Below are 24,209 nucleotides of genomic sequence, written 5' to 3' on the forward strand. Positions count from 1 at the left end.
GCCTTAACCAATGCTTGGGCCGCGACACCAAGGCGCGTCCACCCATTCATCTTTTCAACTTCAATGAATCGCTTTTTTGTAACTTTCCAATCCGCAATCGTCTAACACTGCGGGTGTCTTGGCATTGGAGTGTTCGAACGCTTGCAGGACACGACTTTGCCTACGTTGCTGGTCGGACCGCCAAGGCAGATGGGTGAGTCATGATCTCGGCCCCGGCATGCGGAAGACGAAGGGGTCGACGCCGTGGGTTTGCTCGTTTTTCGCTTTGCGGGCTACGTCCGGTGGGCGGACCATTTGTACGGTGACGCTATCGTCGTCCCCGGTGTAAACCACCGCGCTGACGCCGCCGTCCTTGTAGCTGGCAATGGTCGCCAGGTTGATTTCGACCAGGGCGCTGCTGACGCCGGTGTTGCCCAGGCGGCGGCCGATGTCGTAGCCCTCTTCGACGTTGCCCACCTCAAGGCCGTGTCCATCGGTGTTTAGCCCGTGCAGTGCGTTGGTGAGGGCGATTTCACCTTTGATGTTGTCGGTGCTGTCGTAGAAAACCCGTACGGGCTTGTCGCCTTCCGGCAGGGTTTCCAGGGCCTGTTGCCAGCCTGTCTGGAGGGCTTTGGCCTGGAGCGCGGGCTTGAGTAGTTTGCCGGTTTCGTCTCGCATGGGGACTTTGATCGGGCGGTGCAGGTAACCAAGGACGGGAGCCTTGTCGAACTCTTTGACTTGATGGTTGGCCCAGCGTACCGGTAACCATGGGGAGGGTTCGAAGTAGCCGGGGCCCTGGTTGCTCAGGGTTTTCCAGAGAGCAGGGAGTTGGGAATGCCAAAAAGCTGAGGACATGGTGCCGGGGCCGTAGGGATTCTTGATCCCCTCGGCGCGTTTGGCATCTTCATAAACTTTTCTGAATAGCGGCGATTGCTTCCAGTAAAAAGCCCACAGCTTGCCCATATCGGTATCTTTGTTTTGATTGTCTTCCGATTCTTGCGTGGCAAAAGGACGGATGTATCGGTCTACGCGGTCCGAACGCGTGACCAACAGGCCCGTCGCGCTTGTATATATTGTCGGCACGACTTGTATCTGCTGCAATCCTGGCGTGCCAACTACTCGATAGCTGTCTCGAGTGATATCTCCGTCCTCGCTCACAATCAGCGCTTGCGGCACCGATGGGTTGTCATCGAAGAACTCGAACAAGCGACCGATCATGTTCTGGGCGTGGGTTGTATTGTCTGCATCCTGCCACAGAAAGAGTGTAACCCCCAAGGTCGCTGCGTTGCGCCCGTCCAGAATATTTGCCGCAGCTCCCACGTTTTCAGGCTGTTTGGGCGGAGCTATGGCGAAAACTGGTATTGGCCAATAGGCGACAGACTCGCCGGCGGAATATTTGAATGCAGCGCGGGTGGCGATCTCACTGGTGTTTAATCTGGACGTTAATGAAGCCCTGTAGTCAGAGGGATTTCTCGAGTAAATGGAAGCAAAGTTATCGGCTTTCTCTCCAATTTTTCGCCAAACGGATGATTGATGCCATCCTTGGACTGCCAGCCCAACTCCTCTGATCTCCAGTGAATACGTGCGCTCGTGAGCAGCACTTCGCTCGGCAATGTCAGACATTACTTTTGACTTATAGGCTGCTAGTTCGGCTTTTTCATAGGCTACCGATTTGCCCCACCAGTGAGCGGTGTAGGCCAAGACCAAGACGCCAAGAATGCTTGCAACTCCCCATCGCATTACAGCTTCCATATCGATCAGTTCCCTGTTATCGGCATGCGCTTTGTAGATAATGATCAGCAAAAAGCCTATCCAAACAGTCAGTAGTATTCCCGCTAACCACAAGTAACCCTTAAGCCTCGGTCGTTGCCGTATGTCGCGTGAGCGATCTCTCATTGGTCATCTCCTTTTTTCGACAACGCGCTGACCAGTGGTGGCACGCTCAACGACACCAGGTCGCTTGAAGGAAATTCGCCCTCTTGGTAATAAGCGCAACTGGCCGTAACCAATGCTTGGGCATCAGCCCCAAGTCGCGACCAGCCCTTCATCGCTAATATTTTCTCGAGTCGCTTTTTCGTAATTTTCCAATCCGCAATCGCCACCAACACTTCCCGCATATCAGGATCATCCAGACACTTCGCCTGCCCTATCGCGATATCCATCGCAGTGACCCAGCGATGATTCTCCGGACTGCGCAACACCGCCGAGTGATAGCTGTTTTCACTCCACTCCTTGGTATCAACCTCCATGCGCGCACGGATTTCGTTTGGCGTTTCCTCACGTTCATACCGGTAGTGATTCGTGGTGCCGATCAGCGCGATCCCGGACACCGCGGTTCGGCGGAAAGTCTGGGTTTGGTCGTCCGGCTCCCTGCCCTTGTTCCAGCGCTCGCGCACGACTTCCACATCAAGACGATCGGAAAGGTTCTGCACAAATTTCCATTGGAAGGCGGCGCTGGGATTGCCCAAGGCGGCGTTTTGCGACACGGCATCGGGACGGTCCATGCCGGCCTTGTCAGCGGAGCCAGTCAGCGCTTCGCCACCGAACATTTGCGGCGCGTGAGGAGGGTGCAGTTGCTCGGCATTGACGTTGCGCTCCTGACCTTGCTGGATGGGCGCCCGCGTAGCAACGGCCGCGGCCGACCACCCACCTGGATAGCGCGGTTCGCCCTTGGCTCGAATGCTTTCCTGTTGCGCAGCCTTACCCACCAGAACCGGCTGGCCATCGCGCAGGCGCCTGGTCCACAGGCGCTGGTAAAAGCGCACGGACTGCAATGCATTCATGGCGGGGGTGCCATCGGGTAACTCGTCCGGTACGCCATACGTGCCGATGCCTTGCACGTCGTCCAGGGCTACGGTGGTGTCGTCCGGGCAGAAGTACAGATACACCTTGCCGCGATTGTCGCGCTCGGGAAACACCACGATTTTACCGTCGGCACCCAGGCGCTGACCTTGCTCGGGTGACCAGCGCGGTCCGGTGCGTCCGCCATACCCCGGCACCCCACAACGCACTGAATTCAGAGGCGGGTGCGCATGGGGGTACTGAGTGATGTGTTGCACGATGTCTATCAGGACCTGGAGGGTTTTTGAATCCTCCGGAGTCGTACCTGGCAACACTGAATAAGGCGAGGCCACCATGATCACGCAGTCCGCGCAGCGTTCACCACGGTCGACCAGCATGGCTTGGGCGAGCAAGGTAATCAGCGTGCCCTGGCTATGGCCCATGATGGTGATGGTTTCATTGGGAGAGACGCGGCGAATTTCACTGACCAGCATCGCTAGGCGGGTTGCGGCTAACACAAAATAGCGCCGATGCGGTCCCTTGCCCATGTACAAAGGATTGTCCATGGCCGGTTGCACGAGAATGCGCACCCTGTCGGCAAAACCTTCCTTGTACATATCCAGCAAATTGTTGGTGGCGTTGGCAAAGAAACCACCGCCCTTGGCGAAGTGGCGGTCCAGGCGGTTATGAAATTTGTCCTGGAACTGATTTCGCAGCCTGGCGGGATCACCCTTGTCGTCGCGCTTGATTGCCGAGGGTTCGGCTCTGTAGCCCCAATAAAACGGGATCAACACGCTGCGGGTTTTGGGGTTTGCGGTGTCCCGCTGGTAGAGGTAGGTATCAGGATCGTCGAGGACGGTTTTATGCTCATCTTCGAGCTGCTCGGGCGGCACGGCTTGCGCCTGACTGTAATCGGCTCCATACCGCCCTGCCCTGAGATCCGGTCGATCCAGCCGTTCATTTACCCCCTGACACAACCCCGTTTCCACCGACTCGTATGCCGCTCCCGGGTCGTTGACCCCGTGCAGGAAAATCACCACACCGGGCAAATCGGCGGGCACCTCCAACGTGCGCTCGGTGGTGCAGTTGGGGATCAACCGAAAGGAAGCCCGCGCTACCGTATGAACCTTTGAGTCGGTCATTTGCGCTCTCCACCGGAGTCAGTGTTACGAGTCGCCTTCACCTTGCCGCGATGCATGACCTCCCGCTCTACCCGCTCGGTCAATCCCGCTGCATCCGTCAGCCCCTGCACCACGCTGCCATCCCCCACTTCGATCTGGTAGGCGTGGTCAGCCGCCATTAGCGAGCTGTCGCCAGCGTGGCTTGGGTAGTGAAAGGCCAGGCGTTGCGCGGCGGGATCCCGGGTGAAAGACGGGACGGAAACACTGTCGGTTTTCGGCCCGAGCCAGTCGTGGTCACTGGCGTGCACCAGGACTTTGTCGTTCGTGCCCATTTCGATGCCGCCACCGATCCTGATGTAGCTGCCGTCATCGGCCACCAGGCGGATGATCGGCCCGCTGATAACCACTTCGCCTTGAGTGGCCGACAGCCGCAGGTTCTTCTGCGCGTTCAGCGTGATGTCATCCTCCTGCGCCTGGACCAGCACCTTCCCGCGGTTGGCGATGGCACTGATGCCGGCATCCTGGGCAAAGGCGCTGATGCCGTTTCCCGCGTTCAGGTGCATGGCCGCGCCGCTGGTCAAATGCAGGTGGTCCTGGGCCGTGGTGTCGTGATTTTCACCGGCGTAATGCACTTGGGAACGCGGGGTGGCGCTGGTGATGCCGGCTTCGGCCGCCACGGCAAACAAGGGTTCGCCCGCGCTGTCGCTCTCTGGTGCAGGCCATTGGCTCAACGACTGGCGCAACGCTTCCATGCCCTGGCTATCGATCTGCTGGCTGCCACGGGACGCGGCGGTCTGGCCCAGCGCCTGGAACAACTCGCCACACTCGGCCAGCAGTTTCAGCAGTTCCTCGCGGTCCAGCTGCGAACCCTGCGCGTCGTGGCGGGCGTAGGTGGTCAACAACATGCCTTGTGCCGCCCGCAGGGCAATGGCGGCGTCGGTGCGAAGCTCGGCGCCATTGCCACGGGGCTGGGCTCGTCCATCAGTTCTGGGCGTGGTGAGTTTGCCTAGGTTCAGCGCAGTGGCGTGGTGGGTCGTGCCCAGGCGGGCACGCAAAGCGCCGGGGGTATCATCAAACAGCAGCTCGTTGAAGCCGTTGCCCTTGTGTTCCTGGGTCTGGATGCCCGACAGCGTTCGATTACCCGGCAACCCCATGGCGTTACTGAAGCGCGGGGGACGATGATCGGCGTTGTACAGCACCGAGGTCACCAGGGGCCGGTCAATGTCACCGCCCAGAAAGGTCACCAGTACTTCCTGGCCGATGCGCGGCAAAAACTGATGGCCAAAACCGGCACCGGCACTGGGCATTGCGACTCGCAGCCAGGTGGTGCATTGCGCCGGGTCCTGGTTGCGTTGCCAATGGAAGCGCACCTGCACGCGTGCCTGCTCATCGGTGAAGACTTCCTCACCTTCGGGGCCGATTACGATCGCGGTAAGAGCCCCTGCAATGGTCGGGCGAGCAATGGTCATCGGCGCGCGATAGGGAATTTTGCGGCGAATGCAGACGCAACGATTGAGGTACTGTGCCGGTTGCTGCGACAAGTAATTGTTGCAGCCACTGTGTTCGACCGCCAGCAACAGGAAGTGTCGATCGACCGGGGTATCACGGTCGTGATCGAAATGGCCGGTCAGTTCGAAGGTGCATCCGGGCAGCATTGCCCGACAGTTGCTGACGCCGTGGAATGTCTTGCCCTGCACCTCCAGGGCTTCGAGTCGATGCCGGACCAGGGTCTCGCCCCCCTCGGGCAGAGGGTGGCTGTAATGACCGGGGAAATCGTAGATTTCATAGGCAGGCACATCACCTTGCTCGTTCAGGCTGGGCATGCTGACGGGCAGCGGGTTGCGGGGTTGCCGGTAGTCGAATGTCTGGATGGCCATGCGCCCAGACTGCAGAATCCGGTTGCTGCTCCACTGGGTAATGGAGTCGGCGATCTCGGTGACCGACGCACTGTGGTAGCGGATCTGCGGTTGCTGCACGAGCGGCTGCAGGTCACTGGAGTGGTCGGTGATGATCAGCTCATGCCCTTCTTTCGAGTGATCGAAATAGAAGAACCAGCCCTCGCGCTCCAGCAGGCGCAGGACGAAATCCAGGTCACTTTCGCGATATTGTGTGAGGTAGCTGTGGGTCTTGAGCGGTAGCTCCAGACGAAACGCAAAGTTGGGGAGCGCACCATAAGCGGCAAAAACATGGCGAAGCACGTCCTCAATCGTCTGCTCTTGAAATATCCGCGAATCGAAACGTCGCGAGAGCATCCACAGCCAGGGGCTTAATGTTGCGCAGTAATGCGCCAGCCCCCCATCACTGCGTTGCAAGCTGAAGCGACTGATGCAGCCATGAATATAACGAGAGCCACCGCTGGCCAGTTCGATGTCCAGTAACGCGGGCTGGCCGATGAGGGTCTTGAGTGGAAGTTGCGCATCCTGGCTGATCAGCGCTAACTCAAAACCGAACAGGGTGGACAATCCCTCCCGGCCCGAATAGCGCTCCAACAGCAATTCCTGCGCGCCATCCGTGGCCGTTGTGAATTTGATCAGACGCCGATTCTGCGGCGAGAATATTTTTGCTAGTTCCATTAACAAGTTTCCTGCGGCCTGGGCTTTGGGTGCTTGGTTTGTTGTATTTCCTTGGAAACACGAGCACGCAAATTAGGCCGCTAATCGAAACTAGATGTATGTAGGACGCTTCTTTTTTTATATGGGGAAAAGGGGATAAACGAATAATGGCATCACACACTGCAATGGCTGATTGAAGGGTTTTTGATCAGGCTTCATGGGGTCGGTCACTCAGGTATTCAAACCCAGGAACCCTGTAGGAACCCTGTAGGAACCCTGCGAAGCACACGTCAGACGCGAGCTTACAGGCAACAAAAAACCCGCCGACCAAACTGGCCCAGCGGGTTTCCTGTCTCAGCAGCCAGAGATTAATAATCCTCCAGCCGCCACACCTCGTAAGCCGGTGTCTCATACGGGTGACTGAGCTTCAACGCGGCCACCACAGCCACGATCAGCTCATCCGCCACGACCAGCTCGACTTTCCATTCCTCGACCTGCTCGACCTCGCCAGCCTCGCCAATGAACGGCTGACTGCCGTCCAGCGGGCGGAACTGGCCCTGGCCCAGGACCTGCCACGAACAGTGGTCATAGGCACCGATTCGACCGCCACCGGCAGCGAACACAGCACTCTTGACCCCATCGACGTGGCTGGCCGGAACGAAAAAGGCGAGCTTGAACATGAGGCTTAGTTCACCCACACACGAGCGTTGCGGAACATGCGCATCCACGGCGCGTCTTCGTTCCAGTCTTCCGAGCGCCACGAGTTCTGCACAGCGCGGAATACACGCTCAGGGTGCGGCATCATGATGGTCACGCGACCGTCACGGCTGGTCAGCCCGGTGATGCCGCGCGGCGAGCCGTTCGGGTTGGCCGGATACTTCTCGGTGACCTTGCCGTGGTTGTCGACGAAACGCATCGCCACGCAACCCGACAGATCGGCTTCCAGCAACGCCTCTTCGCTGGCGAACTCGGCATGGCCTTCACCGTGGGCGATGGCGATCGGCATGCGCGAACCGGCCATGCCCTGAAGGAAGATCGAGTTCGATTCCTGGACCTGAACCATCGCCACGCGTGCTTCGAACTGCTCGGAACGGTTGCGCACGAAGTGCGGCCAGAACTCGCTGCCCGGGATCAGCTCGTGCAGGTTGGACATCATCTGGCAACCGTTGCACACACCGAGGGTGAAGCTGTCGTTGCGTTCGAAGAAGCCCTGGAACGCATCGCGAGCACGGCTGTTGAACAGCGCGGACTTGGCCCAGCCTTCGCCGGCACCCAGTACATCGCCGTAGGAGAAACCGCCGCAGGCTACCAGGCCCTTGAACTCGTTCAGGTCGACACGGCCGGCCAGGATGTCACTCATGTGCACGTCGATCGCGTTAAAGCCGGCGCGATCAAATGCCGCCGCCATTTCCACCTGACCGTTGACGCCCTGCTCGCGCAATACGGCAACCTGTGGACGAATGCCTTTCTTGATGTAAGGCGCAGCGACGTCCTGGTTGATGTCGAAGCTCAGCTTGACGCTCAGGCCCGGATTGTCTTCTTCCAGCAGCACGTCGAACTCTTGCTCGGCGCAGTCGGCGTTGTCGCGCAGGCGCTGGATCTGGTAGCTGGTCTCGGCCCACTGACGTTGCAGCAGACGACGCTGACCTTCGAATACGGTTTCGCCGTTGAAGGTGATGTTGATCTGGCCATTGTTCATTGGCTGACCAACCACCGAGACGCACTCGCCCAGGCCTGCGGCACTGAACTGCGCGAGGATATCCGGGGTGGCGTCCTGGCGCACCTGGATCACGGCGCCCAGTTCTTCGTTGAACAGGATCGCGGCGATGTCGGCGGAAGTCTCTGCCAGGCCGTCGAGGTTCAGGCTCAGGCCGCAGTGACCGGCAAACGCCATTTCCACCACGCTGGTCAGCAGGCCACCGTCGGAACGGTCGTGGTAAGCCAGCAGGTGACCATCGGCGTTGAGGCCCTGGATCACTGCGAAGAAGGCTTTCAGGTCTTCGGCATCGTCGACGTCCGGCGCTTGTTTACCGAGCTTGCCGTGAACCTGGGCCAGGATCGAGGCGCCCATGCGGTTCTGGCCACGGCCCAGGTCGATCAGGATCAGGTCGGTGGTGCCCTTGTCCATGCGCAGTTCCGGAGTCAGGGTCTGACGGATGTCAGCCACTGGCGCGAAACCGGTCACGATCAGGGACATCGGCGAGGTGACGGTCTTGTCTTCGCCGTTATCGTTCCAGCGGGTGGCCATGGACATGGAGTCCTTGCCCACCGGGATGGTGATACCCAGGTCCGGGCACAGTTCCATGCCAACCGCTTTCACCGTGTCGTACAGACGTGCGTCTTCACCCGGGTGACCGGCCGCGGACATCCAGTTCGCCGACAGCTTGATGTCGGAGATCTTGTTGATGCGCGAAGCGGCGATGTTGGTCAGGGTCTCACCAATGGCCATGCGGCCCGACGCCGGAGCGTCCAGCAGAGCCAGCGGAGTACGCTCGCCCATGGCCATGGCTTCACCGGTGTAGACGTCGAAGCTGGTGGCGGTGACGGCAACGTCGGCCACTGGAACCTGCCACGGGCCGACCATCTGGTCACGGGCCACGAGGCCGGTGATGGTGCGGTCGCCGATGGTGATCAGGAAGCTTTTGCTGGCGACGGCCGGGTGATGCAGGACGCGTTCAACGCAGTCGGCAATCTCGAGCGTCGACGGATCGAAGTCATCGCCCAGTTCGCTTTCACGAACAGCCGAGCGGTGCATGCGCGGAGCCTTGCCCAGCAGCACTTCGAGTGGCATGTCCACCGGGTTGTTGCCGAAGTGACTGTCGGTGACGGTCAGTTGCGGCTCGGCAGTGGCTTCGCCGACGACGGCAAACGGGCAACGCTCGCGTTCGCAGATCGCCTGGAAGCGTTCGAAGTCCGCAGGGCCAACCGCCAGGACGTAACGTTCCTGGGATTCGTTACTCCAGATTTCGTGCGGGGCCATGCCCGGCTCGTCGTTTGGAATGTTGCGCAGTTCGAAGCGACCGCCACGGTTGCCGTCGTTGACCAGTTCCGGGAAAGCGTTGGACAGGCCGCCGGCGCCGACGTCATGGATGAAGCTGATCGGGTTCTTGTCACCCAACTGCCAGCAACGGTCGATGACTTCCTGGCAGCGACGTTCCATTTCCGGGTTTTCGCGCTGTACGGATGCAAAGTCCAGGTCAGCCGAGCTGGTGCCGGTGGCCATGGACGAAGCCGCCCCGCCGCCCAGGCCGATCAACATGGCCGGGCCACCGAGGACGATCAGCTTGGAGCCGACAATGATCTCGCCTTTCTGTACGTGTTCGGCACGGATGTTACCCATGCCGCCGGCCAGCATGATCGGCTTGTGGTAACCGCGAACCTCGTCGCCACGGGGAGTGGTGATCGACTGTTCGAAGGTACGGAAGTAGCCGGTCAGGGCGGGACGGCCGAATTCGTTGTTGAACGCGGCGCCACCCAGTGGGCCTTCGATCATGATGTCCAGCGCGGTAACGATGCGCTCAGGCTTGCCGTACGGCACTTCCCAAGGCTGTTCGAAGCCCGGGATCTGCAGGTTCGACACGGTGAAACCAGTGAGGCCAGCCTTTGGCTTGGCGCCGCGACCGGTAGCGCCTTCGTCGCGGATCTCGCCACCGGAACCGGTGGATGCGCCCGGGAACGGGGCGATCGCGGTCGGATGGTTGTGGGTTTCCACCTTCATCAGGATGTGCACCGGCTCCTGCACCGCGCCGTACTGGCGGGTTTCAGGGTCCGGGAAGAAACGACCGGCGACGTTACCGACGATCACCGAGGCGTTGTCCTTGTATGCAGAGAGGACGCCTTCGCTGTGCATCTGGTAGGTGTTCTTGATCATGCCGAACAGGCTTTTTTCCTGGCTCTGACCGTCGATGTCCCAACTGGCGTTGAAGATCTTGTGACGGCAGTGCTCGGAGTTGGCCTGGGCGAACATCATTAGTTCGATGTCGTGTGGGTTGCGCTTCAAGCCGACGAAAGCGTTGACCAGGTAGTCGATCTCGTCTTCGGCCAGGGCCAGGCCCAGCTCGGTGTTGGCTTTTTCCAGCGCGGCGCGGCCGCCGCCCAACACGTCGATCGCGGTCAGGGGCTTGGGCTCGGCGTGGCTGAACAGACCTGCGGCCTGCTCCAGGTTGGCCAGGACGATCTGGGTCATACGGTCGTGCAAGGCGTCCGAGATAAGCTGCGCTTCAGTTTCGCTGAACTGGCCGGCGACATAGAAGGCGATGCCGCGCTCAAGGCGCTGGATCTTGCCCAGGCCGCAGTTGCGAGCGATGTCGCTGGCTTTGCTGGACCAGGGCGAGATGGTGCCGAAACGTGGCAACACCAGGAACAGACGACCGGTCGGCTCCTGTACTGGGACAGTTGGGCCGTACTTCAGAAGGCGCGCGAGCACCTGCTGTTCGTCGCCGGTCAGGACGCCGGTAACTTCGGCGAAGTGAGCGAATTCAGCATACAAGCCGCTGACAGCCGGGACGCATCGGCAAAGTTGCTCAAGGAGTTTGCTGTGGCGAAAGGCAGAAAGGGCAGGAGCGCCGCGCAGGATCAACATCTTCGGGACAGCCTCGGGAAGGGGTGTGCTTTGAGGCCGTGCATTCTAGCCTAAACCGCCCGCGACATCACCCGAAACGGTACGCACGGCCGTACCCGAACGTCGGGCCGGGGTTTCAGGGCAGAAACAGGAGGCGCTCAGCGCTTATTTTTTCCATCAAGATGCGCCGTAAAAGCCCATTCCTGCGGGTTGTGCGCCGTTTTTTGCGGCTCTAGCAGACTGGCCCGGTGCTGTCGAGATATGGCGCTCGTGGTCCTTTGCGTATACTGCGCAGATGTTTTCCCCAACGGCTTTGCGTCCGCGGTACGCCAAATGGCTGATCGCAACCGGACTCTTCCTGATGCTTGGTGGCTGTGTTGATAAACCCAACACACTCGAGCGTGTAAAGGAGGATGGCGTGCTGCGGGTGGTTACCCGAAACAGCCCCGCCACCTACTTCCAGGATCGCAGCGGTGAAACCGGCTTTGAATACGAGCTGGTGAAACGTTTCGCCGACGATCTGGGGGTCGAGCTGAAAATCGAGACCGCCGACAATCTGGACGACCTGTTCAATCAGGTGGGCAAGCCCAACGGCCCTGTGCTGGCTGCTGCCGGACTGGTCAGCAGCGAGCAACGCAAAAAGCAGGTGCGGTTCTCCCACTCCTACCTGGAAGTCACCCCGCAGATCATCTATCGCAACGGCCAGTCACGGCCTACCGATGCGGGGGATCTGGTGGGCAAGAAGATCATGGTGCTCAAGGGCAGTACCCACGCCGAGCAACTGGCGGAGCTGAAACGGAAGTTTCCGCGCATTGAATACGAAGAGTCCGACGCCGTTGAAGTCGTGGACCTGTTGCGCATGGTCGACGAAGGCCAGATCGACCTGACCCTGGTCGACTCCAACGAAGTGGCGATGAACCAGGTCTACTTCCCCAACGTGCGGGTCGCCTTTGACCTGGGTGACGCCAGCAACCAGAGCTGGGCCGTGGCAGCAGGCGAAGACAACAGCCTGCTCAACGAGATCAACGACTACCTCGACAAGGTCAAGAAGAACGGCACCCTGCAACGCCTGAAGGACCGCTACTACGGTCACGTCGACGTGCTCGGCTACATGGGTGCCACGACCTTCGCCCAGCATTTGCAGCAACGGCTGCCCAAGTACGAACAGCACTTCAAGGCCTACGCCAAGAAAGAAAAGGTCGACTGGCGCCTGCTGGCGGCGGTGGGTTATCAGGAATCCCTGTGGCAAGCGGCCGTGACATCCAAGACCGGCGTGCGTGGCCTGATGATGCTGACCCAGAATACTGCGCAGGCCATGGGCGTATCCAATCGCCTGGACCCCAAGCAGAGCATCATGGGCGGCGCCAAGTACCTGGCTTACATGAAGGAACAGCTGGACGACTCCATCAAGGAGCCAGACCGCACCTGGTTTGCCCTGGCGGCCTACAACGTCGGCAGCGGCCACCTGGATGACGCGCGCAAGCTGACCGCGAAGGAAGGGCTGAATCCGAACAAGTGGCTGGACGTGAAGAAAATCCTGCCGCGCCTGTCGCAGAAGCAGTGGTACAGCAAGACCCGCTATGGTTATGCCCGGGGCGGTGAGCCGGTGCATTTTGTGGCGAACATCCGCCGGTATTACGACATCCTGACCTGGGTGACACAGCCGCAGCTTGAGGGTGATCAGGTGGCTGAAGGCAATTTGCATGTGCCGGGGATCGACAAGTCCAAGCCGAACCAGGAATCGCCGCAGCTTTAAGGCAAAAAGATCGTCCGAACACGGCTCGAGCCTTGCGCAGCTCCTACAGGGTTATGCGCACACCCGTAGGAGCTGCCGAAGGCTGCGATCTTTTGATCTTAACCCTTCAACGCAGCAGCCAGAATCAGCGCCTTCATCTCGGAAACAGCCGACTTGAACCCCACAAACAAAGCATGCGCCACCAGCGCGTGGCCGATATTGAGTTCGTTGATGCCCTTGATCGCAGCCACCGCTTCAACGTTGTGGTATTGCAGACCGTGGCCGGCGTTGACGATCAAACCCTGGGCCAGACCAAAAGCCACGCCATCCGCTACACGCTTGAGCTCTTCAGCCACTTGCGTCGGCGTCTCGGCGTCCGCGTAACGCCCCGTGTGCAGTTCGATGGCCGGCGCACCCACTCGGCGGGACGCTTCGATCTGGCGCTCGTCCGCGTCGATGAACAACGACACCTCGCAGCCAATTTTCGCCAGGCGGTCCACCGCCGCCTTGATCCGGGCCTCCTGCCCCGCTACATCCAGCCCGCCTTCAGTGGTCAGCTCCTGGCGAGTTTCCGGGACCAGGCAAATGTGCGCAGGGCGGATGCGCTCGGCGAACACCATCATCTCTTCAGTGACGCCCATCTCGAAGTTCATGCGGGTCTGCAGCACATCCTTGAGCAGCAGCACGTCGCGTTCCTGGATATGGCGACGGTCTTCGCGCAGGTGCACGGTGATGCCGTCAGCGCCCGCCTCTTCCGCGTCCAGCGCGGCCTTGACCGGATCCGGGTAACGAGTGCCCCGGGCCTGACGCAGGGTGGCAACGTGGTCGATGTTCACGCCAAGAAGAATGCGATTGCTGGTGGTCACGGAAGCGCTCCTGAAGAGGGGAAAGTTCGGTGCACAGCATACACGGGGATTTTACGGCTTTCGAAACAACTCTCGGGAAACCAGGGGACGACCGCCCAGATGCACGGCAAGTGCCTGGCGCATCAACCGTTTTGCGGCCGATAAAGCACCCGGTGCCGACCAGTCCGCTTCGGCCATGGCCAGCAATTCGGTGCCGTTGAACAGTCCGGGCTGCAACAGGTACACCCGCTCCAGCCCCGCGTCCACCTGCAGGCGATACAGACCGTCCGGCGCTACAGGCTCACCGTGGATATCCGTGCCGAGTGCGAAGCCGTAGCCCAGATCATCGAGCAACCGCCATTCAAAGGAGCGCAGCAACGGCTCCAGCGGACGACCTTCGGCCAGCGCCAGCAACGTCGCGGCGTAGTGGTCGAACACACCCGGCAGCGGGTCTTCGGCGGGTAGCAGGCGAATCAGCAGCTCATTGAGGTACAGGCCACTGAACAGCGCTTCGCCGTTGAGCCAGGTGGAAACCCCCGAGGCTTCCATCCGCCCTACGTTCTTCAGCTCCCCTCGCCCGCGAAATTCGACTTCCAGGGGCACGAAGGGCCTGGCCAAGGTCCCGGCCTTGCCCCGCGCACTGCGCAACACCGCCCGTAGCCGCCCCTGGGGCGTAAGGAAGTCGACCAACGCGCTGCTCTCGCGGTAGGCGCGGGAGTGAAGTACGAAGGCGGGCTGGGGGATGGGTGGGGTTTGCGACATGGAAGTCAGGGTTCTCGAAGAAAGTGCGCAGCTCTGCAAACAACAAAAACCAATGTGGGAGCGGGCCTGCCCGCGATGGCGGACTTACATCCAACACATATATTGAATGTTACATCCTCATCGCGGGCAAGCCCGCTCCCACAGGTTCTGCGGTGCAGCGTCGATCGGGTTTACAGGTCGCCGTAACCCAGCGAACGCAGCGCGCGCTCGTCATCGGACCAGCCGCCTTTCACTTTCACCCAGAGGTTGAGCATGATCTTGGAGTCGAACAGCAGCTCCATGTCCTTGCGCGCCTCGGTGCCGATGCGCTTGATGCGCTCGCCCTTGTCGCCAATGATGATCTTCTTCTGGCCGTCGCGCTCGACGAGGATCAAGGCATGAATATGCAGGGTCTTACCCTGCTGCTTGAACTCTTCGATTTCGACGGTGATCTGGTACGGCAGCTCTGCACCCATCTGGCGCATGATCTTTTCGCGCACCAGTTCGGCGGCGAGGAAGCGACTGCTGCGGTCGGTGATCTGGTCTTCGGGGAAGAAGTGATCGTTTTCCGGAAGGTAGCCGGCAATCACCCGCTCCAGCGCTTCGAGGTTGTGCCCGTGCTGGGCCGAGATCGGCATGATCTGCGCGTTCGGCAGCTGCTCCTGCAACCAGCTCAGGTGCGGCATCAGCTCGGCTTTGTCTTCGATGCGATCGGTCTTGTTCAGCGCCACGATCAGCGGGCCGGTCACGTACTGGACGCGCTCCAGGACCATCTGGTCCTCGTCGGTCCACTTGGTGCGGTCGACTACGAAGATCACCACGTCCACGTCTTTCAAGGCTGCCGAGGCCGTCTTGTTCATGTAGCGGTTGAGGGCTTTTTCGCCACCTTTGTGCATGCCCGGAGTGTCGACGTAGATCGCCTGCACGGCGCCTTCGGTCTTGATGCCCAGCATGTTGTGGCGGGTGGTTTGCGGCTTGCGCGAAGTGATCGCGAGCTTCTGGCCGAGGATGTGGTTCAGCAACGTGGACTTGCCCACGTTGGGACGGCCGACGATGGCAACATAGCCACAGCGTGTTGCGGTTGAATCAGTCATTGCCATTCTCCACACCCAGGGCAATCAGTGCTGCGGCGGCCGCTACCTGTTCGGCAATACGACGACTCACACCCTGACCTCGGCTTTTTTCATTCAATAAGGTGATTTCACATTCGACGAAGAACGTCCGGCAATGCGGCTCACCCTGGATATCCACCACTTCGTAACGCGGCAGCTCACACCCACGCGATTGCAGGAATTCCTGCAGGCGGGTCTTTGGATCTTTGTTGGTGTCGACCAGCGTCAGGCCTTCGAACTCACCGGCCAGCCAGGCCAGCACGCGCTCGCGCGCCATGTCCATGCCCGCGTCCAGGTAGATTGCACCAATCAGCGCTTCCAGGGCATCGGCCAGAATCGACTCGCGACGAAAACCGCCGCTCTTCAACTCGCCAGAGCCCAGGCGCAGGTACTCGCCCAGATCGAAACCGCGGGCCAGTACCGCCAGGGTCTCACCTTTCACCAGGCGTGCGCGCAAACGCGACAACTGACCTTCGCGAGCCAGCGGGAAGCGATCGAACAGCGCCTCGCCAGCGACGAAATTGAGGATGGCATCACCGAGGAATTCCAGGCGTTCGTTGTTGCGCCCGGCAAAGCTGCGGTGAGTCAGGGCCAGGACCATCAGTTCCTGGTCCTTGAAGGTGTAGCCGAGCTGACGCTCTAGACGGCTTAAGGAAACGCTCACGGTGTACCCACGCTGAGTTCGTGGCTGGATTCCACCGCCATCGCCGGGGTGCGGCGCAGGCTTGGGACAATTAACGCTGTGTTCAAAAATTACGTCCTGAATATCATTGTTTTCATGCCTCGGGCGCCGATTGTAGCGGCTCCAGAAATGCATTCGGCGCTGTGTTCAACAGCGCCGTGTGTGATTACTTGATCAGGCCAACCCGCGAGAAGTTCGGCAGGTGACTGAGTTTGGGTTCAGGCCAGCTCATCCAGACCGCGAAGGCCTTGCCGACGATATTCTTGTCGGGGACCATGCCCAGCAGGTCCTTGGGAATGCTTGGATCATCCCAATAGCGACTGTCGTTGGAGTTGTCGCGGTTGTCGCCCATCATGAAGTAGTGCCCGGCGGGCACGGTCCACGAACGGTCCGGCGTTGCGCGATAGCGGCTCATTTCCTTGCGGATCAGGTGCTCGGCGACACCGAGTTTTTCCTTGTAGAGCTCGGCACTGCCCAGGGTGCCCGGCTCGGAGCCGACCAACTGCTCGGCAACGGACTCGCCGTTGACGAACAGGCGCTTGTCGGCGGTGTAGCGAATCTGGTCGCCCGGCAGGCCCACTACACGCTTGATGTAGTTGACGTTCGGATCGCTCGGATAGCGGAAAACCATCACATCGCCGCGCTGCGGGTCACCGATTTCGATGACTTTCTTGTCGATCACCGGCAAGCGGATCCCGTAGGAGAACTTGCTCACCAGAATGAAATCGCCAACGTCCAGGGTCGGTTTCATCGAGCCGGATGGAATCTGGAACGGTTCCACCAGGAACGAACGCAGCACCAGCACGATGAACAACACCGGGAAGAACGACTTGCCGTATTCGACCAGCAGCGGCTCCTTGTTCAGTTTTTCGACCACCATCCCGTCAGGCTGGCTGACGCTGCCCTGATAGGATGCAATGGCTGCACGCCGACGCGGCGCGAGAAAAACCAGATCGAGCAACGCCAACAGGCCGCAGACGAACACGGCGATGACCAGCAACAGCGGGAAATTTAGTGACATAGGACCTAACTATCCAACCTGAGCACTGCAAGGAAGGCTTCTTGTGGAATTTCCACGTTGCCGACTTGCTTCATGCGTTTCTTACCGGCCTTTTGCTTTTCAAGCAGTTTCTTCTTACGGCTGACGTCGCCGCCGTAGCATTTGGCCAATACGTTCTTTCTGAGTGCCTTGACGGAGGTTCGCGCAATGATCTGCCCGCCAATGGCGGCCTGGATCGCGACGTCGAACATCTGGCGCGGGATCAGTTCTTTCATCTTCTCGGTCAACTGGCGACCTTTGTAGTGCGCGTTATCCTTGTGCACGATCAGCGCCAGGGCGTCGACCTTGTCACCGTTGATCAGCACATCCAGTTTCACCAGGTTAGCCGACTGATAACGATCGAAATGGTAGTCCAGCGAAGCATAGCCGCGGCTGGTGGACTTCAGGCGATCGAAGAAGTCCAGGACCACTTCGTTCATCGGCAGATCGTAGGTCACCTGGACCTGGGTACCGAGGAACAGCATGTCGTGCTGCACGCCACGCTTCTCGATGCACAGGGTAATGACGTTGCCCAGGTGCTCTTGCGGCACAAGAATGTTGGCCCGCACGATCGGCTCGCGCATGTCTTCGATGGAAGACAGGTCTGGAAGCTTCGACGGGTTGTCGACGTAAATCGTTTCACCGGTTTTCAGCAACAGCTCGAAAATTACCGTCGGCGCCGTGGTGATCAGGTCCAGGTCATACTCGCGCTCCAGGCGCTCCTGGATGATCTCCATGTGCAGCATGCCGAGGAACCCGCAACGGAAGCCGAAGCCCAGGGCGTCGGAGCTCTCGGGGGTGTACTGCAGCGACGAGTCGTTGAGGGTGAGCTTTTGCAGGGCCTCACGGAAATCTTCGAAGTCGTCGGAGCTGACCGGAAACAGGCCGGCGTAAACCTGCGGCTGAATGCGTTTGAAACCCGGCAGGACGTCGACGTCCGGTGTCGAGCTCAAGGTCAGGGTGTCACCCACCGGCGCACCGTGAATGTCCTTGATGCCAGCGATGATGAAGCCTACTTCACCGGCCTTCAGGTCAGTGGTAGCGGTATGTTTAGGGTTGAATACACCAACGCTGTCCACCAGGTGGATCTTGCCGGTGGACTTGACGAGGATCTTGTCGCCCTTCTTCACGCGGCCATGGCGCACGCGTACCAGGGATACAACGCCCAGGTAGTTGTCGAACCAGGAGTCGATGATCAACGCTTGCAGCGGATCTTCGTAGTTGCCGGTCGGCGCAGGAATGGTGCGCACCAGACGCTCGAGGACTTCATCGACGCCCAGGCCGGTCTTGGCGCTGCACTCGACGGCATCAGTGGCATCGATGCCGATGATCTTCTCGATTTCTTCCTTCACGCGGTCCGGATCGGCCTGCGGCAGGTCGATCTTGTTCAGCACGGGCATGACTTCCAGGCCCTGCTCGATCGCCGTGTAGCAGTTGGCAACCGACTGCGCTTCCACGCCCTGGCCAGCGTCGACCACCAGCAAAGCACCTTCACAGGCAGCCAGCGAGCGGCTGACTTCATAGGTGAAGTCAACGTGGCCCGGGGTGTCGATGAAGTTCAGCTGGTACTTGATGCCATCGCGAGCGGTGTAATAAAGGGTGACGCTGTGGGCCTTGATGGTGATCCCGCGTTCACGCTCCAGGTCCATGGAGTCCAGTACCTGGGCTTCCATTTCGCGCTCGGCAAGGCCGCCGCACATCTGGATGAATCGATCGGCCAGCGTCGACTTGCCATGGTCAATGTGGGCGATGATGGAGAAATTGCGGATATGACTCAAATCACTCACGGATCAACACTCAAAAAGGCTGCAGGCATAGCCCGCCGAAAAATAGCCGGGAATTGTACCTGATCCACGGCGCAAGCGTCACCTGCGCAGGTCGGACGGCACTGACAAAAACGCCCCGGTCTCACGACAAGGGCGTTTTTCATTGGCTCGCTGCTCGGGAAATACCCGGAATCAACCGGCCCGGCGCAACAACCAGACCCCAGCCAGGGCGCACACGCTGGCAGGCACCAGCACCGCAAACAGCGGCGAGAAACCGAACACCAGGCTCGATGGCCCCAGCAGATCCTGGACGATTCGGAAGGTGAACCCCACCAGTACACCGGTGAACACCCGCTGACCGAGGGTCACCGAGCGCAGCGGACCAAAGATGAAGGAGATCGCCATCAGCACCAGTGCCGCAGTGACCAGCGGCTGCAACACCTTGACCCAAAATGCCAACCAGTAACGGCCGTTATTCAGCCCCTGGTCGGCCAGGTAATGGATGTATCCCCACAAACCGGAGATCGACAGAGACTCTGGCGCCATGACCACCGTGCTCAGCAGTTGCGGACTGAGGGCAACTTCCCAGCGCTCGACCGGGGCCGCGACCACTTCAGTGTTCTTTTCATGGAATACCGTGGTGGTGACATCGCTCAGCTGCCAGTGGTCCTTGTCGAACTCCGCGCGCTTGGCGAAGCTGGCCGACAGCATGTGACGCTCTTTGTCGAAGCGATAGCGGGTGACGCCGTACAGCACACCGTTGGGTTGCACCGAGTTGACGTGAATGAACTCGTCACCCTGGCGATGCCACAGGCCGTGGCGGGCACTTTGCGCGTCACCGCTGCCCTGGGCCAGCGAACGATTGGCCTGGGCAGCGCTTTCGGTGGCCGGCGCAACGTATTCGCCGATCAGGACTCCGACAACCATCAGCACCAGCATCGGCTTCATGACTGCCCAGACGATCCGGCCAATGGACACGCCAGCGGCGCGCATGATGGTCAGTTCGCTGTTGCTGGCCAGGCTGCCCAGGCCGATCAGACAGCCGATCAATGCCGCCATCGGCAACATGTCGTACAAACGTCGGGGGGCCGTCAACAGGACGTAGCTCAACACGTCCAGCAAGGTGTAGGTATCGCTGGCATCGCCCATCTCGTCGATGAAGGCGAACAGCGTCGCCAGACCGAGAATGATGCCCAATACGGCCAGAATGGCCACGAAAACACTGCTACCAATGTAGCGATCCAGCTTAACCACGGGCCACCTCCAGCGCGCTGCGGCGACTCGCCATCTTCAGGCGCAGGGGCTCCCAATAGAGCAAGCCCAACCCAATCGCCAGGAAGATCCCGTGCACCCACCACAAGCCGAGGGCCATCGGGATCTTGCCTTTTTCGAGCGCGCCGCGAGCGGCAATCAGGATGGTCAGGTAGGCCATATAAAGAAGAATCGCTGGCAGCAGCTTGAGGAACCGCCCCTGGCGCGGATTCACTCGCGACAGCGGTACCGCCATCAGGGTGACAATGAAGACCAGCAACGGCAGGGACATGCGCCATTGCAATTCGGTGCGCGAGCGAACGTCGTCGCTGCCTATCAGGCTACTGGTGGGCATGGCATCGCGGTCGGTGACTTCGTCGCTGACATCCGGCTTGGGCAGCAGCACGCCGTACTCGTCGTACTTGATGGCGCGATAGTCGGCCTGGCCCGGCTTGCCGTCGTAGCGATAGCCATTGTCGAGAATCAGGTAGCGGTTGCCGTCAGGGCGGATTTCCTGGCGACCCTTCTCGGCCACCAGCACGGAAATCCCGCGATCCTTCTGGTCGGTGCTGGTGTTCTTCTGGGAAATGAACACGCCACCGAGGTTGATGCGATCGTCCGTCAGGGTCTCGGTGTAGGTCACCCGCGTTCCGTCACGCAGGGCCTGGAAGCGGCCCGGTTCCAGGGTGTCGAATTCAGTCAGGGCGTCTTGCTTGTTCAGCAGCAACTGGAACTGGTTGGCCCCTTGTGGCGCAAGGCTCAGGCTCAGCCATGCCACCACCAATGCCACCAGGGTGGCCGGGAACAGGGTCATGGCGAACAGGCGTTGCTGACTCATGCCGGTGGCCGACAACACGGTCATTTCGCTTTCGAGGTACAGGCGACCGTAAGCCAGCAGAATGCCCAGAAACAGGCCCAGCGGCAGGATCAGTTGCAGAAAGCCCGGCAGACGAAACCCCATGATCAGGAACAGGGAGCCTGGATCCAGCAGGCCCGCAGCGGCCTGGGCGAGGTATTTGATGAAGCGTCCGCTCATGATGATGACCAGCAGCACGGCGCTGACGGCGCTCAAGGTCAACAGGACTTCGCGGGATAGGTAACGAAAGACAATCAAACCAGACACTCCAGGGTTGTCAGGCGAAGGCGGCCAAACAAGCAAACGTAGCAGGCGGACCGCAAAGCAGGGCCGCCGAAAAAGATGGCGCATTATCCTGTGATTGCATGCGCCTGTCACTGCGCGCGTTCGCCATGCGGGGGCTCACTCGCGATGCTCGTCAACGATTACGCGGGACGTCTGACACTCAACGGTGCTCTCAGGTTCATCAGCGCAACGCCGCCCGGATCCAATTCGCTCCTGCAAGCGCGGCCGGAACCGTGACGAACCTGCGACCCAGGGTTGTCAGGCGCCGCCGACGAGGTTCAAACTGCGGCCTTTGCCGCAAGCCTGCCTTGCGTACTCTATTTATGGCAAGTTCAGACACTTGCGTGTTGATCATTGATTCAGGGGCCCCGACATGGAACTGGTTGTAAAAAGCGTTAATCCGGAAACGTTGAAAACTGCCACGCTGGTGGTTGCCGTCAGCGAAGGCCGCAAGCTCGGCGCCGTGGCCAGCCAAATTGACGCACTGAGCGGCGGCGCGATCAGCGCCGTGCTCAAGCGTGGCGACCTCGCCGGCAAAGTCGGCCAGAGCCTGCTGCTGCACAGCCTGCCCAACCTCAAGGCCGAGCGCGTATTGCTGGTCGGCGTCGGCAAGGACGAAGAACTGGGTGATCGCCCATTCCGTAAAATCATTGCCGGCATTCTCAACACCCTCAAGGGCCTGAACGGCAGCGATGCGGTACTGGCACTCGACGAAGTCGTGGTCAAGGGCCGTGACAGCTACGGCAAGACCCGCCTGCTGGCTGAAACCCTGGTGGACGGCCAATACACGTTCGACCAGTTCAAGAGCCAGAAAGCCGAGCCGCGCGCCCTGAAGAAAATCACCCTGGTGACCATCAAGGCCGCCCAGGCTGAAGTCGAGCGTGCCGTGGCCCACGCTACCGCGATCGCCAACGGCATGGCGTTTACCCGCAACCTGGGCAACCTGCCGCCGAACATCTGCCACCCGACTTTCCTGGGCGAGCAGGCCAAGAGCCTGGGCAAGGAATTCAAGAGCCTGAAAGTCGAAGTCCTTGACGAGAAGAAGATCAAGGACCTGGGCATGGGCTCGTTCTACGCCGTGGGCCAGGGCAGCGCCCAGCCTCCGCGCCTGATCGTCATGCAATACAACGGCGGCAAGAAATCCGAGAAGCCGTTCGCCCTGGTCGGCAAAGGCATCACTTTCGACACCGGCGGCATCAGCCTCAAGCCGGGCGCCGGCATGGACGAAATGAAGTACGACATGGGCGGCGCCGCCAGCGTCTTCGGTACCCTGCGCGCCGTGCTCGAACTGAAACTGCCGATCAACCTGGTGTGCATCCTGGCCTGCGCCGAGAACATGCCGAGCGGCAACGCTGCGCGCCCAGGCGACATCGTCACCACCATGAGCGGCCAGACCGTGGAAATCCTCAACACCGACGCCGAAGGCCGCCTGGTGCTGTGCGACGCCCTGACCTACTCTGAACGTTTCAAGCCCCAGGCCGTGATCGACATCGCGACCCTGACCGGTGCCTGTGTCGTCGCCCTGGGCGCGCACACCTCCGGCCTGCTGGGCAACAACGACGAACTGATCGGCCAGCTGCTCAGCGCCGGTCAGTCCGCAGACGACCGTGCCTGGCAGTTGCCACTGTTCGATGAGTACCAGGAACAGCTCGACAGCCCGTTTGCCGACATCGCCAACATTGGCGGGCCGAGAGCCGGCACCATCACCGCCGCCTGCTTCCTGTCGCGCTTTACCAAGAACCTCAACTGGGCGCACCTGGACATCGCCGGCACCGCCTGGACCAGCGGCGGCAAGGACAAGGGCGCCACTGGCCGTCCGGTGCCCCTGCTGACCCAGTACCTGCTGGACCGCGCCAAGGCCTAAATATCGCTCACTGACGACTGTAGGAGCGAGCTTGCTCGCGAAAAACTCAAGATCACCGCGATTAACCTGGTTTTCCGCGTAATCGTTGACGACCTTCGCGAGCAAGCTCGCTCCTACAGATTCCGCGGAAGTTGATTCCAGGAACCGCAATGACCAAAGTCGACTTCTATATCCTGCCCAGCGCCGATCCGTCGGCGCGGCTGGATTTTGCCTGCAAGCTCACCGAAAAAGCCTGGCGCATGGGCCATCGCATCTACCTGCATTGCAGCGATGCGAGCCAGCGTGACGATCTCGATGCACGCCTCTGGGCGTTCAAGGGCGAAAGTTTCGTACCCCATGGCCCCGCCGAGAACGAGCCGCAGGGTTTGATTGTGCTGGGCCTGGGAGAGGACTGCGGTCAACATCAGGACCTGCTGGTCAATCTCGACCTGAAAGTGCCGACCTTTGCCAACAAGTTCGCCCGCGTGGCGGAAGTGGTGGTGGAAGACCCGGTGATTCGCCAGGCCGCGCGGGAGAGTTTCCGTTTCTATCGCGAACAGGGCTATCCTTTGCAAGACCACCGTTTACAGCGACTCTGAGTATTCCGATGGACACGCCAAAACAGCAACAGTCCGCGCATCTGCTGGACGACCTCGAGTCGATCCGCCAACTGCTCGGCGATGACAACCTGCAACCACCGTTGCTGACCGACACGGTCGAGGACGATGATCAGGAACAGATCCCCATGCTGTTCGAGGCTGCCGGCAACCCGCCAGCCGCCAGCGAACCGCCCCCTGCCCCAGTCGCCGAAGATAAAGGCCCGGACGCCTTGCTGCATCTGGACGGCGAACTGCGCGCCGCTGCGATGCTGATCATGCAAGACGTGATCGACGACTTTGCGCCGCACATCGAAACCGAAATCAAACGCCGACTGGCGGCGCGGATGGAGCGGTTGCTCAGCCAGTACGAGTAGCCCCACCCTGGCACTGCAGGAGCTGCCGCGGGCTGCGATCTTTTGATTTCGATCTTCGACTATTCCGGAAAAGATCAAGATCAAAAG

General features: G+C 60.3%; 17 protein-coding genes. 4 read left to right on the forward strand and 13 right to left on the reverse strand.

Translation table 11 applies throughout. The features are described 5' to 3' along the window. Positions 1-198: 198 nt before the first annotated feature. The 5 genes from EQV97_RS18750 to purL form a co-directional block, all read right to left on the reverse strand. Positions 199-1,875: a DUF2875 family protein gene (locus tag EQV97_RS18750; protein ID WP_240889486.1), complete on the reverse strand. Its 1,677-nt coding sequence runs from the start codon at positions 1,873-1,875 to the stop codon at positions 199-201. Continuing rightward, entirely contained in the window at positions 1,872-3,902 is a 2,031-nt protein-coding gene (locus tag EQV97_RS18755; RefSeq protein ID WP_240889488.1) for a DUF3274 domain-containing protein, read from the reverse strand. Before EQV97_RS18755 ends, EQV97_RS18750 begins: the two co-directional genes overlap by 4 nt. Beyond that, the gene (tssI, locus tag EQV97_RS18760; RefSeq protein ID WP_240889490.1) at positions 3,899-6,460 is read right to left on the reverse strand and encodes a type VI secretion system Vgr family protein; all 2,562 of its coding nucleotides are present in this window, start codon (positions 6,458-6,460) and stop codon (positions 3,899-3,901) included. Before tssI ends, EQV97_RS18755 begins: the two co-directional genes overlap by 4 nt. Positions 6,461-6,801: 341 nt before the next feature. After that, positions 6,802-7,113 (reverse strand): YqfO family protein, encoded by a 312-nt coding sequence (locus EQV97_RS18765; RefSeq protein ID WP_122838828.1) that lies wholly within the window; start codon positions 7,111-7,113, stop codon positions 6,802-6,804. A gap of 5 nt (positions 7,114-7,118) precedes the next feature. Next, positions 7,119-11,015, reverse strand: a complete 3,897-nt coding sequence (gene purL / locus EQV97_RS18770; protein ID WP_225569514.1) for a phosphoribosylformylglycinamidine synthase — start codon at positions 11,013-11,015, stop codon at positions 7,119-7,121. A gap of 274 nt (positions 11,016-11,289) precedes the next feature. Between purL and mltF the strand changes: the two genes are divergently transcribed. Continuing rightward, positions 11,290-12,750 carry a membrane-bound lytic murein transglycosylase MltF gene (mltF, locus tag EQV97_RS18775; protein WP_122838826.1) on the forward strand — a complete coding sequence of 487 codons (1,461 nt, stop codon included), beginning with the start codon at positions 11,290-11,292 and terminating at the stop codon, positions 12,748-12,750. Between the two features lie 98 nt (positions 12,751-12,848). On the opposite strand, the gene pdxJ is transcribed toward mltF, so the two are convergent. The 8 genes from pdxJ to lptF form a co-directional block, all read right to left on the reverse strand. Next, positions 12,849-13,595, reverse strand: a complete 747-nt coding sequence (gene pdxJ, locus EQV97_RS18780; RefSeq protein ID WP_240889492.1) for a pyridoxine 5'-phosphate synthase — start codon at positions 13,593-13,595, stop codon at positions 12,849-12,851. A 51-nt stretch (positions 13,596-13,646) separates the two neighbouring features. Beyond that, positions 13,647-14,336, reverse strand: coding sequence for a DNA repair protein RecO (gene recO / locus EQV97_RS18785; protein ID WP_045062136.1), 690 nt, complete (start codon positions 14,334-14,336; stop codon positions 13,647-13,649). A 170-nt stretch (positions 14,337-14,506) separates the two neighbouring features. Further along, positions 14,507-15,409 carry a GTPase Era gene (gene era / locus EQV97_RS18790; RefSeq protein WP_059403406.1) on the reverse strand — a complete coding sequence of 301 codons (903 nt, stop codon included), beginning with the start codon at positions 15,407-15,409 and terminating at the stop codon, positions 14,507-14,509. Then, positions 15,402-16,091, reverse strand: a complete 690-nt coding sequence (rnc, locus tag EQV97_RS18795; protein WP_010463056.1) for a ribonuclease III — start codon at positions 16,089-16,091, stop codon at positions 15,402-15,404. The genes era and rnc overlap by 8 nt, the downstream gene beginning before the upstream one ends. 184 nt (positions 16,092-16,275) lie before the next feature. Continuing rightward, positions 16,276-17,130, reverse strand: a complete 855-nt coding sequence (lepB, locus tag EQV97_RS18800; RefSeq protein WP_225569515.1) for a signal peptidase I — start codon at positions 17,128-17,130, stop codon at positions 16,276-16,278. A gap of 5 nt (positions 17,131-17,135) precedes the next feature. After that, entirely contained in the window at positions 17,136-18,935 is a 1,800-nt protein-coding gene (gene lepA, locus EQV97_RS18805; RefSeq protein ID WP_045062133.1) for a translation elongation factor 4, read from the reverse strand. Between the two features lie 171 nt (positions 18,936-19,106). Continuing rightward, the gene (lptG, locus tag EQV97_RS18810; protein ID WP_122838823.1) at positions 19,107-20,168 is read right to left on the reverse strand and encodes an LPS export ABC transporter permease LptG; all 1,062 of its coding nucleotides are present in this window, start codon (positions 20,166-20,168) and stop codon (positions 19,107-19,109) included. Further along, positions 20,161-21,279, reverse strand: a complete 1,119-nt coding sequence (gene lptF / locus EQV97_RS18815) for an LPS export ABC transporter permease LptF (RefSeq protein WP_122838822.1) — start codon at positions 21,277-21,279, stop codon at positions 20,161-20,163. The genes lptG and lptF overlap by 8 nt, the downstream gene beginning before the upstream one ends. A 400-nt stretch (positions 21,280-21,679) precedes the next feature. On the opposite strand from lptF, the gene EQV97_RS18820 reads away from it, so the two are divergent. The 3 genes from EQV97_RS18820 to EQV97_RS18830 all read left to right on the forward strand — a co-directional run bounded on the left by EQV97_RS18820 (position 21,680) and on the right by EQV97_RS18830 (position 24,122). After that, on the forward strand, positions 21,680-23,170 hold the full coding sequence (locus tag EQV97_RS18820; protein ID WP_240889493.1) for a leucyl aminopeptidase: 1,491 nt from the start codon (positions 21,680-21,682) through the stop codon (positions 23,168-23,170). 149 nt (positions 23,171-23,319) lie between these two features. Further along, positions 23,320-23,748 (forward strand): DNA polymerase III subunit chi, encoded by a 429-nt coding sequence (locus EQV97_RS18825; RefSeq protein ID WP_122838820.1) that lies wholly within the window; start codon positions 23,320-23,322, stop codon positions 23,746-23,748. A gap of 8 nt (positions 23,749-23,756) precedes the next feature. Continuing rightward, positions 23,757-24,122: a DNA polymerase III subunit chi gene (locus tag EQV97_RS18830; RefSeq protein ID WP_122838819.1), complete on the forward strand. Its 366-nt coding sequence runs from the start codon at positions 23,757-23,759 to the stop codon at positions 24,120-24,122. Positions 24,123-24,209: the final 87 nt, after the last annotated feature.

This window comes from Pseudomonas sp. TMW22090 (assembly GCF_022496665.1).
GTDB classification, from domain to species: domain Bacteria; phylum Pseudomonadota; class Gammaproteobacteria; order Pseudomonadales; family Pseudomonadaceae; genus Aquipseudomonas; species Aquipseudomonas gregormendelii.